The sequence below is a fragment of the Acidovorax sp. BL-A-41-H1 genome, assembly GCF_051942715.1.
Genome location: NZ_JBPVJQ010000015.1, coordinates 45,044 through 57,712, shown reverse-complemented (window position 1 = coordinate 57,712; position 12,669 = coordinate 45,044). Strand labels below are relative to the sequence as shown.

The 12,669-nt window shown below is 65.8% G+C and carries 12 protein-coding genes; all 12 read right to left on the bottom strand.

Going from position 1 to position 12,669, the window contains the following annotated elements:
* Positions 1 to 17 precede the first annotated feature (17 nt).
* The 12 genes from ACTPOI_RS26555 to ACTPOI_RS26500 all read right to left on the bottom strand — a co-directional run bounded on the left by ACTPOI_RS26555 (position 18) and on the right by ACTPOI_RS26500 (position 12,624).
* Positions 18 to 1,706, bottom strand: a complete 1,689-nt coding sequence (locus ACTPOI_RS26555; protein ID WP_440114828.1) for a C13 family peptidase — start codon at positions 1,704 to 1,706, stop codon at positions 18 to 20.
* Between the two features lie 47 nt (positions 1,707 to 1,753).
* The gene (locus ACTPOI_RS26550; RefSeq protein WP_440114825.1) at positions 1,754 to 2,701 is read right to left on the bottom strand and encodes a formate dehydrogenase accessory sulfurtransferase FdhD; all 948 of its coding nucleotides are present in this window, start codon (positions 2,699 to 2,701) and stop codon (positions 1,754 to 1,756) included.
* A gap of 149 nt (positions 2,702 to 2,850) precedes the next feature.
* Complete coding sequence (locus ACTPOI_RS26545; RefSeq protein ID WP_440114933.1) at positions 2,851 to 3,240, bottom strand: hypothetical protein; 390 nt, start codon at positions 3,238 to 3,240, stop codon at positions 2,851 to 2,853.
* Between the two features lie 17 nt (positions 3,241 to 3,257).
* Complete coding sequence (locus ACTPOI_RS26540; RefSeq protein WP_440114822.1) at positions 3,258 to 4,472, bottom strand: formate dehydrogenase subunit gamma; 1,215 nt, start codon at positions 4,470 to 4,472, stop codon at positions 3,258 to 3,260.
* A gap of 8 nt (positions 4,473 to 4,480) precedes the next feature.
* Positions 4,481 to 4,720, bottom strand: coding sequence for a hypothetical protein (locus ACTPOI_RS26535; RefSeq protein ID WP_137749128.1), 240 nt, complete (start codon positions 4,718 to 4,720; stop codon positions 4,481 to 4,483).
* The gene (gene fdh3B / locus ACTPOI_RS26530; protein ID WP_063458791.1) at positions 4,717 to 5,334 is read right to left on the bottom strand and encodes a formate dehydrogenase FDH3 subunit beta; all 618 of its coding nucleotides are present in this window, start codon (positions 5,332 to 5,334) and stop codon (positions 4,717 to 4,719) included. Before fdh3B ends, ACTPOI_RS26535 begins: the two co-directional genes overlap by 4 nt.
* Before the next feature lie 23 nt (positions 5,335 to 5,357).
* Complete coding sequence (locus tag ACTPOI_RS26525) at positions 5,358 to 8,327, bottom strand: formate dehydrogenase subunit alpha (RefSeq protein ID WP_094291274.1); 2,970 nt, start codon at positions 8,325 to 8,327, stop codon at positions 5,358 to 5,360.
* A 12-nt stretch (positions 8,328 to 8,339) separates the two neighbouring features.
* Positions 8,340 to 8,549, bottom strand: a complete 210-nt coding sequence (locus ACTPOI_RS26520; protein ID WP_094291484.1) for a twin-arginine translocation signal domain-containing protein — start codon at positions 8,547 to 8,549, stop codon at positions 8,340 to 8,342.
* Positions 8,550 to 8,708: 159 nt separating this feature from the next.
* Positions 8,709 to 9,344 carry a TorD/DmsD family molecular chaperone gene (locus ACTPOI_RS26515; protein ID WP_094291275.1) on the bottom strand — a complete coding sequence of 212 codons (636 nt, stop codon included), beginning with the start codon at positions 9,342 to 9,344 and terminating at the stop codon, positions 8,709 to 8,711.
* Positions 9,341 to 11,410, bottom strand: coding sequence for a 4Fe-4S binding protein (locus ACTPOI_RS26510; RefSeq protein WP_440114930.1), 2,070 nt, complete (start codon positions 11,408 to 11,410; stop codon positions 9,341 to 9,343). The genes ACTPOI_RS26515 and ACTPOI_RS26510 overlap by 4 nt, the downstream gene beginning before the upstream one ends.
* A complete protein-coding gene (locus ACTPOI_RS26505; RefSeq protein ID WP_440114815.1) occupies positions 11,370 to 12,071 on the bottom strand; it encodes a DUF3306 domain-containing protein in 702 nt (233 codons plus the stop codon). The genes ACTPOI_RS26510 and ACTPOI_RS26505 overlap by 41 nt, the downstream gene beginning before the upstream one ends.
* Positions 12,064 to 12,624 carry a DUF3305 domain-containing protein gene (locus ACTPOI_RS26500; protein ID WP_063458795.1) on the bottom strand — a complete coding sequence of 187 codons (561 nt, stop codon included), beginning with the start codon at positions 12,622 to 12,624 and terminating at the stop codon, positions 12,064 to 12,066. The genes ACTPOI_RS26505 and ACTPOI_RS26500 overlap by 8 nt, the downstream gene beginning before the upstream one ends.
* Positions 12,625 to 12,669: the final 45 nt, after the last annotated feature.

Genomic DNA, 12,669 nt, shown 5'->3' with positions numbered 1-12,669 from the left:
TGTTTGGGTGGGGCGGGTTACGGGGCGCGGCTGGCAGGGGCTACCGCCACATTGCTGCCGCTGGCCTCGGGCTCCACCTGGGCCGTCTGCAGCCGCTGCTCCAGCACCTCCAGCACCGGGGTGATCTGCTTGCCCACGCGGATCTGCGGGTTGGAGAAGCCATCGGCCTTGCCCGCCTCCACCTCGCGCTGCTGGATCAGCGGCACGGCCTTGGCAAACGCCTCGGTGAACGAATGGGTCTGGCGCAGCTGCTCATGGAACACTGCGCGGCCAAAGAAGGTCAGCTCCGACAGCCTGCCGCAGCCATACGAGGTGTGCGTGGCGTCGGCCGCCGTCATGATGAGCGTGCTGTCGGTGGCCAGGGGTTCGATCCAGCCGCCCGAGAAGCAGGCCGACACCGCAATCACCCGGTGGCGGATGCCCGCTGCGTCCAGCGCCGCACGCAGCATCTCGGGCGTTGCGGGGGCCACCTGCAGCGGCCAGTGCGAAGCCGCCAGCGCGTGGTCGCGTGCGCCGTGCGAGGTCAGGTACACCACCAGCAGGTCGTGCTCGCGGTCCATGCGCGCCGCCAGCGCGGTGATGGCCCGCTGCAGGTTCTCGGGCGTGGCCCAGGCATGGGTGTCGGCCGTCTCGGCGTGGTTGAGCAGGTGCAGCACCCGGCCCTGGGCGTCAAAACGCTCCTGCAGCAAGCTGCTGACCATGGTGCTCTCGCGGCGGAACACGTTTTCGTCGGCATAGGGGGCGAACACCAGCCCATAAACATCGACCACCCCGGGGCGCTCTGGCGCCAGCGCATCCACCTGCTGCTGCCACAGAGTTTGCTGCTCTTCAAACATCGCCTGGGTCAGCGCCAGCGGCACGGGCTCGGGCGCCTGCGCCTCGTCGGCGGCGGCTGCAGCAGTCTCTGCCGATGCATCAACCATGGCCTGGACATCCGGCTCCCAGGGCTGATCCTGAAACTGCCACATGCCCACCCCGATCACTGCCGCCATGGCCACAGAAAACGCCGCCGTGCGCCAGCGCGACTGGATGAAGCGTGCACTCACCACCACCAGAGTGGCCAGCACCCACAGCATGAGCACCCCATAGGCCACCCAGAAAACGATGGCCGCCACCGTGCCATCCCACAGGCCGGGCCGGTGCACGGCCGTCGCCATCAAGGCATACAGCACCAGCAAGGGCGCCAGCGGGGCCCAGGCCGTCAACACATACCAGGCAGCCAACCCCCCCGTGGGCGCAGGCACACCCGCCGACGCCACCGCTGCAGGGCTGGCAGCGGCACGCTGTGCCGGTGCCATGGCCCACCAGGCCAGCCACAGCAGCACCAGGCCACTCCACATCGGCGTGAGCCAGCCGCGCAGGTTGAACTGCGCAGGCCCCGCCACCTCCAGCCGTGAGGCCGCCACCAGCAAGCCCGCGCTGACCAGCGACAACACCAGCAACTGCCAGGGCGTGGGCGCTGCGGCGGCTGTGCGGGGCGGCAGGAACAGCGCGGCACGCAGGCCCTCGCGCATCCAGCCCCACAGCGACAAACGTGCGGCAGTGGCACCATTCGCAGCCTCCGGGGCCGGCGGCTGCTGCGCGGGGTCCTGCGGCGGGCGGTTCAGCGGGACTTCCACCTCGGACTGGGTCTCGGCAAGTTCGGGACCCCACTGGCTGGGCAAGGTATCGGCCCAGGTGCTGCTGCTGGCGTTCAGATCTTTCATGCGCGGATCATGCCATTGGGGCGTGACGAATCAGGCCCCAAGCCAAGTTACACATCCCCACCCACCCTAACCCCAGGCACCACCGCCAGCTCCGGCTGCAACACCAACCGGCGTGCACCGCTGTAGCACACAAACCGGCGATTCGTCGCCCGCCCGATGGCGCACAGGCCCAGCTGCTGGGCCACAGCGTGTCCCATCTGGGTCATGCCGCTGCGCGAGACCACGATGGGCACGCCCATCTGGGCGGACTTGATGACCATCTCGCTGGTGAGGCGGCCGGTGGTGTAGAAGACCTTGTCGGTGCCGGACATGGGCGTGGGTGTGGCAGGGGCGTTGTCCGACGCCACTCCATCGGCCGCGGCGGTTTCCGGATTCATCCACATCCAGCCCGCGATGGAGTCGATGGCATTGTGGCGGCCCACGTCTTCCACAAAGGTCAGCAGCTCCTCGCCTTGGAACAAGGCGCAGCCATGCACCGAGCCAGCGGATTTGTAGGTGCTCTCCTTGAGCCGGATGGCGTTGACGATGCCGTAGAGCTGGGCCTGCGTCAGCTGCGCATCGGGCAGCGCAATGCGGTCTACCTCGTCCATCAGGCCACCAAACACGCTGCCCTGGCCGCAGCCGGTGGTGACCACCTTGCTGGCGGTGCGTTCCTCAATACGGGCAATGCCATGGCGCGTGTGCACAGCGGCGGCGTTCACCTCCCAGTCCACGGTGATGGACTCGATATCGAACACCGATTCGATCAGCCGCTGGTTGCGCAGATAGCCCAGCACCAGCAGCTCGGGCTGCGCACCCAGCGTCATCAGGGTGACCAGCTCGCGCTTGTCCACATAGATCGTGAGGGGCCGCTCGGCGGGGATCTGCACCTGTTCGGCTTCGCCCCGTTCATTGACGACCTCCACATGGTGGGTGAGCGGCGCCTGGGCCTGGGTGAGGCGCGGCAGCACGGGCGGCACAGCGGGGGAATGCGAAGACAACGAAGGGCGGGTCATGGGCTGAATATACGCACTACAGCACCTCGTGGTCATCTGTGGTGCCGAGCCATGGGGTGACACAGGCCAGGAGCCCCCCAAAAAGAAAAAACCGCGCCACCCAAGGGGACGCGGTTTGTAGCCCAGCGGGCAGTCGGGAATCGGTGCGCTCAGGACTTGGATGCAGGCGTGGCCGCAGCTGCGGGCACCTGGGTACTGGGCGGACTGCTGGCCGTGCCGGGCGGCGAATGGGCGCCAGCGGCTTCGGCAGGCTTGGCGGCGGGCGGCGTGTAGGCAAAGGGGCCGGGGTCAGCGCAGGCGGCCGTCCCTGCGGCGGCAGGCTTGGCCGAGGGCGTGGTCTTGCGGTAGTGCGCGGCCACCTTGTCTTGCGAAAGGCACAGTTTGTAGTTGTCCACCTTGCCCGCCCAGGCGGTCTTGGCAGCGGCTTCTGCAGCCTTGGCGGCGGCCTCGGGCGACGGGGCGGGCAGCTTGGCGGATGCCAGGGTGCACACACCTGCCGCACACAGTGCCAGCGCCAGGGAGCGGGTAGTTCGTGTCATCGTCATGGTGCGGGTCCTCATACCTGCGCGGGCTGCTGGCCCGCAGATGCTGTGGCGGCATCGGCCGCTGGCTGGCTGGCGCTGCGCTGGCGCGGGATCTTGCCGGCCTGCACGTCGTCGTACCAGAGCTCGTGGTGCTCCTTGGCCCAGCCCTCGCTCACGTAGCCGGTGCGCATGGCCTTGTACGCGCCCTTCATGCCCACCGTGCCCATGTAGATGTGGCCGCAGATCAGCGCCATCATCCAGATGGCCAGGGTGGCGTGGATCATGTGGGCGATCTGCATGTCGCCACGCACGTCGCCAAAGCCGGGAATGAGCTTGTCGAGCACCAGGCCCGTGGCCACCACAAAGATGCCGGGGATGGTGATGCCCCACCAGAACAGCCCCTTCTCGCCCGCATTGAAGCGGTGCGAGGGCACTTCGTGGTCGCCCTTGCCCAGCATGCCGCCGCCCTTGGCCAGCCAGACAAAGTCGGCGCGGTTGGCGATGTTGTCCTTGATGAAGGTGAGGATGATCACCAGAAGCGACACGGCAAACAGCGGGCCCACAAAGTTGTGCACGTTCTTGAGCGCGTAGGTCAGCCAGCCAAACAGCGTGGTCCCCAGGATGGGCAGCAGGAAGAACTTGCCGAACGCCATCACGATGCCGGAGATGGCCAGCGCGATGAAGGCAAAGGCATTGGCCCAGTGGGCGGCCCGCTCGAACGGGGTGAAGCGCTCGATGCGGCGGGGGCCGGTGCCGTCGGGGTGCTTATGCCCCAGCGGGCCCTTCACAAAGTAGAAGATGCCCAGCGCTAGCAACACGATGGCAAACAGCGCTGCGCCGTAAGGAATGATCCAGTGGTTGCGCACCTGGCGCCACGCCTCACCCGCGTTGGTGAAACGCGAGCCGGGATACTGCACAAACGGCTGGATCAGGTTGCCCGCCTCGGGCGCCTGGGTTTTGGGCAGGCTGCTGTAGCCGGTCACGCCCTGCCCCACCTGGCGCCACATGGGCGCGTTGTTGCCGGGCTGCACCTTGGCGCGTTCGCCATTGGTCTGCTCGGCGTACTTGGCGTCGGCGCTGGCGTCGGGTTTGACTTCGAAGATGTTCTGGCTCTGGATGCCACCGGGCGCAGGCGCTGCGGCAGGGGCTGCAGCCGGAGACGCCGGCGCCTGCTGCGCCAACGCAGCGCCACCCGACAACCCGGCCAGCCCCGCCACCAGAGCCAGGGACCACACGATGTGTTTCATGGTGGGCCTCACTTGGTTTGGGTGCGGGTGTACTCGTTCTGGCCGTACTGCTGGCGGGCCTTCAGCTGGGCTTCCCAACTGGCTTTGTCACCCGCCTTCCAGCCCGGCTCGGTGAAGTTGCTGCCGGTGCCCGCATAGGGCGCGGCATCGCTGCGGATGCCTGCGCCGGTCTGCGGCTTTTCGCCGCAGGCCGCCAAGGTGCCCAGGGCCAGAGCGGCGATGGCGATGAGATGAAGGCGATGGGTCATGACTTGCCTCCTGCAGGCTGGCCTGCCTGTTGCGAACCGTAGGCCGTGCCCCAGCCCCACACTTCAGCGCCCTTGCCACGCTGCACCACACGGTTGCGGAAGATGTCAGCGACCACGTCGCCATCACCGGCCAGCAGGGCCTTGGTGGAGCACATTTCGGCGCAAGCGGGCAGCTTGCCTTCGGCCAGGCGGTTGCGGCCGTATTTTTCAAACTCGGCCTGGCTGCCGTGGGTCTCGGGGCCACCGGCGCAGAAGGTGCATTTGTCCATCTTGCCGCGCACGCCAAAGGTGCCTTGCGACGGGAACTGCGGCGCACCAAACGGGCAAGCGTAGCTGCAGTAGCCGCAGCCGATGCACACGTCCTTGTCGTGCAACACCACACCTTCTTCGGTGCGGTAGAAGCAGTTGACGGGGCAGACCGCCATGCAAGGTGCATCGCTGCAGTGCATGCAGGCCACCGAGATGGATTTTTCGCCGGGCACACCGTCGTTGAGCGTGACCACGCGGCGGCGGTTCACGCCCCAGGGCACCTCGTGCTCGTTTTTGCAGGCGGTCACGCAGCCGTTGCACTCGATGCAGCGCTCTGCGTCACAGATGAATTTCATTCGTGCCATGTGTGTCTCCTTGCGTGGCGCGATCAGGCGCGTTCCACGTTGCAGATCGTGGTCTTGGTTTCTTGCATCATGGTCACGCTGTCGTAGCCATACGTCGTTGCGGTGTTGACGGCCTCGCCGCGCACCACAGGCGCCGCGCCCTTGGGGTAGTACGCCAGCATGTCCGCGCCCTGCCAGCGGCCCGAGAAGTGGAACGGCATCCACACCGTATCGGGGGCCACGCGCTCGGTGACCAGCGCCTGCACATTGAGCCGCGCGCCCGTGGGCGAGCTGAGCCACACACGCTCGCCGTTGCGGATGCCCCGGTCGGCAGCGGTCTTGGGGTTGATCTCGACAAACGACTCCTGCTGCAGTTCGGCCAGCCAGGGGTTGGAGCGGGTCTCCTCGCCGCCGCCTTCGTACTCGACCAGGCGGCCGGAACTCATGATGAGCGGGAACTTCTCGTGCACCTTGTCGGCCACGTTCTTCTCCTGCACGCTCTTGTACAGCGTGGGCAGGCGCCAGAAAGCTTTCCTGTCGTCGTGGGTGGGGTACTTGGCCATGAGGTCCGGCCGGGTGCCGTACAGCGGCTCACGGTGCTGCGGAATCGCATCGGGGAAGTTCCACACCACGGCACGCGCCTTGGCGTTGCCAAACGGATGGCAACCGTGCTTGAGGGCCACGCGGATGATCGCGCCCGTGGGGTCGGTCTTCCAGTTCTTGCCTTCGGCCTTGGCCTTCTCGGCATCGCTCAGGTCGTCCCACCAGCCCAGCTTTTTCAGCAACACATGGTCGAACTCGGGGTAGCCCGTGGTGATCTCGCAGCCCACGGAGTGCGAGCCATCCTCGGCCAGCAGGTTGACGCCGTCCTTTTCCACACCGAAGTTGGCGCGGAAGTTGCCGCCACCCTCCATCACATGCTTGGAGGTGTCGTACAGGTTGGGCGAGCCGGGGTGCTTGAGTTCGGGCGTGCCGTAGCAAGGCCAGGGCAGACCGAAGTAGTCGCCACCAAAGTCGTAGCCGGTTTCCTTGTCCTTGCCGCCCTTGGACTTGAGGGTCTTCACGTCGAACAAATGCATGTTCCGCATGTGGGCCTTCAAGCGCTCGGGGCTTTGGCCGGTGTAGCCAATGGTCCAGACCGACTTGTTGATTTCGCGCAGGATGTCTTCGACCACGGGCTCGTCCATGCCCTTGACCTTCTGCATCTTGTAGTTCTTGGACAGCTCGGCCGCAAAGCCCAGCTTTTCGGCGAACTGGTGCATGATCATGTGGTCCGAACGGCTCTCCCACAGCGGCTCGATGACCTTCTCACGCCACTGGATGGAGCGGTTGGAGGCCGTGCACGAGCCACTGGTCTCGAACTGCGTGGCGGCGGGCAGCAGGTACACCGCGCGGTTGGGATTCAGGTCTTCGGCCTTGCCGGGCATGGCGGCCATGGCGGCGGTGGCCGATGGGTACGGGTCCACCACCACCAGCAGATCCAGCTTGTCCATGGCCCGCTTCATTTCCAGGCCACGGGTCTGCGAGTTGGGCGCATGGCCCCAGAAGAACACGCCACGCAGGTTGGAGTCCTGGTCGATCAGCTCGTTCTTCTCCAGCACACCGTCGATCCAGCGCGACACGGTGATGCCGCTCTTGGTCATCATCGCGGGCGAGGCGTACTGCTTCTTGATCCATTCAAAGTCCACACCCCACACGGCCGCGAAGTGCTTCCACGAGCCTTCGGCCAGGCCGTAGTAGCCCGGCAGCGAATCGGGGTTGGGGCCCACGTCGGTCGCGCCCTGCACGTTGTCGTGGCCACGGAAGATGTTGGTGCCGCCGCCGGTCTTGCCCACATTGCCCAGCGCCAGTTGCAGGATGCACGAGGCACGGACCATGGCATTGCCGATGGTGTGCTGCGTCTGGCCCATGCACCACACGATGGTGCCGGGGTTGTTGTCGTGCAGCATCTTGGCGACCTTGAACATCTGGTCTTCCTTGACGCCGCAGGCCTCTTCCACCTTGTCGGGCGTCCACTTGGCCAGCACTTCTTCGCGCACCTTCTCCATGCCATACACACGGTCGTGGATGTACTTCTTGTCTTCCCAACCGTTCTTGAAGATGTGGTACAGCAGGCCGAAAAGGAAGGGAATGTCAGTGCCCGAGCGGATGCGCACATACTCGTCGGCCTTGGCTGCGGTGCGGGTGAAACGCGGGTCCACCACGATCATCTTGCAGCCGGTTTCCTTGGCGTGCAGCATGTGCAGCATGCTCACCGGGTGGGCCTCAGCCGCGTTGGAGCCAATGTACAGGGCGACCTTGCTGTTCTGCATGTCGTTGTACGAATTGGTCATGGCGCCGTAGCCCCATGTGTTGGCCACGCCCGCCACGGTGGTGGAGTGGCAGATGCGCGCCTGGTGGTCGCAGTTGTTGGTGCCCCAGAAGCTCACGAACTTGCGCAGCAGGTAGGCCTGCTCGTTGTTGTGCTTGGACGAGCCGACAAAGTAAACACTGTCTGGGCCGCTGGCTGCACGCAACTCTTTCATCTTGGCGGTGATTTCGTTCAGCGCCGTGTCCCAGCTGATGCGCTCGTACTTGCCATTGACCAGCTTCATGGGGTAGCGCAGGCGATATTCGCCGTGGCCATGCTCACGCAGGGCCGCACCCTTGGCGCAGTGGGCGCCCAGGTTGATGGGCGAGTCGAACACGGGCTCTTGCCGCACCCATACACCGTTCTCAACCACGGCATCGACCGCGCAACCCACCGAGCAGTGGGTGCACACCGTGCGGCGCACTTCGATCTTGCTGTCACCGATGGCGACCTTGGCGCCTTCGGCGGCGTTGGACTTCTTGACCAACGTGAGTTGTGACGCGGCAATGCCGACACCCACCCCCAGGCCGGAGCGGCGCAGGAACGAGCGCCGGTCCATGGTGGGCAGAGCCTGGGACAGGCCCCGGCGCAGGCTGTGAACAAAAGGCGATGCAGAGGCACTGGTGCTCTGCGCGGCGTGAGAGGTCTTCTTGGTCAGCAACATGGCAGGCCCCGGTCAGAGTTGGGTGGTCTTGTAGTACTGCTTCACATGCGCAGACAGGTGGTAGCCACCGCCCTTTTCGGGCGCGGGGCGGGGCGCATCAGAGACCACAGATTCGGACGGAGCCACATGGGGAAGTGCCACCACGGCTGCTGCTGCAGCCCCTGCGGTGGCGGCGCCGGCAAAGAAGCTGCGGCGTGAGGGATTCGGCTGGCGGTTCTGCATGGTTGTCTCCAGAATGGCTGGCAGCAATGGGGAGGCTATGAAAAGCTATTCATACAGTCTATGTCAGTGTGTAAAACACTGCAATCCAGCTTTACACCCCCCACTAAAGCACTCATCTTTTGTAGCGCTGGCCACAGGCGCGCTGCGGCCTCCCACAGATCAATCGAGCATGTCGAAGCCCTGTGCCTCCACGGACGCAAAGGCCCGCGTGAACTGGGCCAGCGCTGCATAAAAGCGCGCCTGCGGATGGGCTGCTAACACATCACAAAGCTGCGGAAGCCAGGGCTGCAAATGCGTTGCAAAAAAGTCGCGCTGGGCCGTCAGGTTGCAGACAGCTACGTCATCCCCCGCGATCAGATAACGCATCACCTCGCACAGATATGCGATGTGGTCCTCGGTCTCTGGCATGGCGTCGTCGCGCGCCAGGCCCAGGCGGTCCAGGTCGGTGCGCAGACGGGCCAGGGGTTTTTCATTCAAGAAGCCGCTCAGGTAGTGCGAGCCATACAGGTACACCTCGGGCTTGCCGACGCCACCAAACAGGCGGTCAAACTCTTGCGCAATGGCCGCATCGTCCTGCGCGCGTGCCGCACCCACCAGCTGCTGCCAGGGCTCCTGCAAAAAGCCACCATCGGCAGGTGCCTCGGTCACCGCCACGCGCAGGGCCGACATCAGCTCGGGGCTGGGCGCTGCGTAGTACAGCTGCGACAACAACCCATAGAGTTCGGCCCGCGCGGTTTCCTCGTCCAGCGCGGAGCTGCTGCCCGGGGATGTCAAAGAAGCAGAGGATGCGCTCACAGGTCAGTCACTTTCGTCTCGTTTTGTGCGGAATACAGGTCGATCACGCGGCAGTCGCTGCACATCTTCAGGCGCTCCAGCGCCTCTCCCTGGAACATGGGGTGGCCCGAGAGCTTGCCCAGCATGGCCTCGATGGCCTTCACCGTGCCAAAAGGCTTGCTGCAGCGCACACAGGCCCAGGGCTTGGCTTCGTTGAGCACACGCAGCTGCGCGCGCTCGGGTGTGAGCAGCAGGCGCGGCTGCAGGGTGATGGCGTCTTCCGGGCAGGTGGTGGCGCACAGGCCACACTGCACGCAGTTCTTTTCGATGAAGCGCAATTGCGGCAGCTGCGGGTTGTCCTGCAGCGCACTGGCGGGGCAGGCGCTCACACAGCTCAGGCACAGGGTGCAGCGGTCCTTGTTGACCTCGATCGTGCCCAGGGGCGAACCCACGGCGGGCAAGGCGATGGCCGCAGGGCGTTCGGCCACGGGCATGGGGGCCTGGTCGATGAGGTGGTCGAGCGCCATCTCCAGCGTGCTGCGCTTTTCCTGCGCCACTGCAAAACGTGCGGCCACGGCGGGTGTCTTCTGGCGCGTATGGCTCAGCCCTTGCAATGCGGCGTCCAGCTCAGTGGGATGCGTGGCACGCACCAGCTGCACATGGGTGCCGGTATAGCCAAGCCCGCGCAGGATGGTCTGCGCCACATCCATCTGTGCTTGCAGGCCATCGAGGTACTGTGGCGCCTCTTCCTGAGTGGTCAGCACCACGATCTGCGAAGCGCCGTAGGCGATGGCGCTGAGCCACAGGTCCACCCCGGTGCTGGCGGTGTGCCACAGCGCCACCGGGATCACGTTGGCCGGCACGCCGTGCGCCTGCTTCAGCTGGGCAGCGCGTCCCAGTTCCTCCACCAGCGCCTGGCCGCGCTCCTGGCTGTGCAGCAACAGCACCGCATCCTTGCCACCGGCAGCCGCGTAGGTGGACAGCAGCGTCTTGAGCTTGGTGCCCTGCTCTGTCGCACGGGGGTAGGCATAGGTCAGCGCGCCCGTGGGGCACACGGTGGTGCAGGCGCCGCAGCCCACGCACAGGTTGGGGTTCACCTTGATTTGCTGGCGGCCCTTGTCGCTGCTGATGGCTTCGGCGGAGCAGATGTCCACGCAGGCGTTGCAGCCCACGGTGGCGTTGCGGCTGTGAGCACACAACTTTTGTTTGTAGGCAAAAAACTTGGGCTTCTCGAACTCGCCCACCAGCTCGCGCAGCTTGAGCAGCGTGCCCAAGTCCCGCCCGTCCCAGCGCAGGTACCCCTGCGGCAGCGCATGCTGCAGGAAGGTGGGCGTGGCGGTGGGCGAACGCAGGTCCAGCACCAGGTCAAAACGCTCGGTCTGCGCCGTGGCGTCACGGGTGAAGTCGATGGCACCCGCCACCTGGCACACCTTCACACAGTCGCGGTGCGAGCTGCAGGCCGCCATGTCGATCTGGTAATCGAGGCCGATGGCGTTCTCGGGGCAGACCGCCACACAGGCATTGCAGCGTGTGCACAGGTCCAGGTCAATGGGGTTGTCGGCCTTCCACTGCAGCTCAAAAGCACCCAGCCAGCCGGTAAGGCCCATGATGCGCCCGCCCAGCACAGGGTAGCGCCGCGCCTGCGCACCACCCGCATTGCCGGGGCCTTGGGTGAACAGGGTCACATCCAGGACATCCGACACCAGGGCTGCAGCCTGCTCGGCCTGGTCCAGCGGGCCAATGATGAGCAAGCGGCCTGTGCTTTTGTAGGTGACGGTGGGCACCGGCTCGGGCTCCGGCAGATGGGCTGCGGCCAACAATGCAGCGATCTTCGGGCTGGCCTTGGCGGCATCACGGCTCCAGCCGCCGGTCTCGCGGATGTTCACAAACCGGATGGGGGACACTGCGCCCTCGGTCTGCTGGCCCAGGTCGGCAAACAGGCGCTGCTCTTGCGTGCAAGCCACCAGCACCTCCTGCCCGGACTGGATGGCTTTCTGAAACGCCCCCGCGTCGCGGCGGCACAGGGTGGAGTGGAGGGTCAGGTCTTCATGCAGTGCCTCGCCCAACGCCTTGGCGTTGAGGGGCATCGTCTGGTTGCAGTCGCAAATGAGCGTCGTGGTCATCGTGGGTGTGGCTGGCTGGCATGGCCACCCCATCCTCTTCAGAACGGGCGACCCGCACAGGCTCGCTGGTGGGAACGCCAGGAACAGCGTTGCATACCCCGGACTGTGCCACGTCTGTGCGGCCGTCGGCCTCCGCATCATCCCGAGGCTGAGCGGCCTCCGGGGCTATTGCATCGCCGCCTTGGTCTGCTACTTCACCCCCGGCCTTCTTTTCGTCGTCAAAGAAGCCCATCGCATGCGCGCTGGCCATTTTGCGCAGCATGCCTGCGGGCAAGGGGTCGGGCTGGGTGTAGTCGTCGATGTAGATGTCGAGCCCATCCATCACATTGAAGTGCGGGTCGGCAAACAGCTTCTTCATCGCCAGGTTGCGCACCTCGGGCGAGACGGCACGGGACACAAAGGGTTTGAAGTCGGACGCGGGGGTGAGCGCCTGCGCGTCGGCCAGCGTGGGAGGTGGAGGCTCAGACGCCGGGGCAGCCTCTGCAGGCGCGGACACGGGTGCAGGCGCAGCAATCTGGGCAGCCACAGCAGGAGCAGGCGCTGGCGGCACAGGCTCTTCCACCGGCTTGCCCTCCCGCACGTCCTGCTTGCGGCGCGACCAGCGGCCGAGGAAGCCGTCAGCCATGGCCACGCCCTCCTCCACCGCCGCCACGTTGCTTCTCGGTGGACACCGACGCAGGGTTGCCAAAGCGGTCCGTCAGCGACTGGAAACTGTCCGGCCGCTTGCGGCGTTTGGGCTCGGGCTGGTAGTGCTCGGCCACAAAGGCGCGCAGCGCCTCCAGCACCTCGGGGGCGGCGGGCACCTGCTCCACAGTCTCCTGCGCATCCAGCCAACGGCCGGCGTCGTGGTAACTCAGGCTCACGGCCACGGGGCGGGCCAGGGGGATCTCGCCCGTGCCCGTGTCTTCATCACGGCGCCACATCACAAACCAGCAGGGCGCGGGCGAAGTGAGATTGAGGTGGTAGCCCTCGGCATCGTCGCGGAACAGCTCCACGCGAAAGCCGGGAAACAGCCAGCGCTGCTCGCGCTCGTCCTGGATCAGCGGGCGGGGTTCGGTGCCGAAGGTGGGTTCGTGGATCACCACCTCGGCCAGCGACCAGCGCCAGGGCTGCCAGCGGTTGTCGATGTGCTCGCACCGCATGATCACGGCGACGTCGGTGTAGGGGCGCTCTGTCATGGGCTGCGACTGTACCCCGGAGCCGTGCCATCGAAGGCAATGCCC

Bases quoted from the DNA above. Each gene is read 5' to 3' on its own strand.
- ACTPOI_RS26555 (WP_440114828.1), bottom strand. From the start codon at position 1,706: ATGAAAGATCTGAACGCCAGCAGCAGCACCTGGGCCGATACCTTGCCC.
- ACTPOI_RS26550 (WP_440114825.1), bottom strand. From the start codon at position 2,701: ATGACCCGCCCTTCGTTGTCTTCGCATTCCCCCGCTGTGCCGCCCGTG.
- ACTPOI_RS26545 (WP_440114933.1), bottom strand. From the start codon at position 3,240: ATGACACGAACTACCCGCTCCCTGGCGCTGGCACTGTGTGCGGCAGGT.
- ACTPOI_RS26540 (WP_440114822.1), bottom strand. From the start codon at position 4,472: ATGAAACACATCGTGTGGTCCCTGGCTCTGGTGGCGGGGCTGGCCGGG.
- ACTPOI_RS26535 (WP_137749128.1), bottom strand. From the start codon at position 4,720: ATGACCCATCGCCTTCATCTCATCGCCATCGCCGCTCTGGCCCTGGGC.
- fdh3B (WP_063458791.1), bottom strand. From the start codon at position 5,334: ATGGCACGAATGAAATTCATCTGTGACGCAGAGCGCTGCATCGAGTGC.
- ACTPOI_RS26525 (WP_094291274.1), bottom strand. From the start codon at position 8,327: ATGTTGCTGACCAAGAAGACCTCTCACGCCGCGCAGAGCACCAGTGCC.
- ACTPOI_RS26520 (WP_094291484.1), bottom strand. From the start codon at position 8,549: ATGCAGAACCGCCAGCCGAATCCCTCACGCCGCAGCTTCTTTGCCGGC.
- ACTPOI_RS26510 (WP_440114930.1), bottom strand. From the start codon at position 11,410: ATGCCCCTCAACGCCAAGGCGTTGGGCGAGGCACTGCATGAAGACCTG.
- ACTPOI_RS26505 (WP_440114815.1), bottom strand. From the start codon at position 12,071: ATGGCTGACGGCTTCCTCGGCCGCTGGTCGCGCCGCAAGCAGGACGTG.
- ACTPOI_RS26500 (WP_063458795.1), bottom strand. From the start codon at position 12,624: ATGACAGAGCGCCCCTACACCGACGTCGCCGTGATCATGCGGTGCGAG.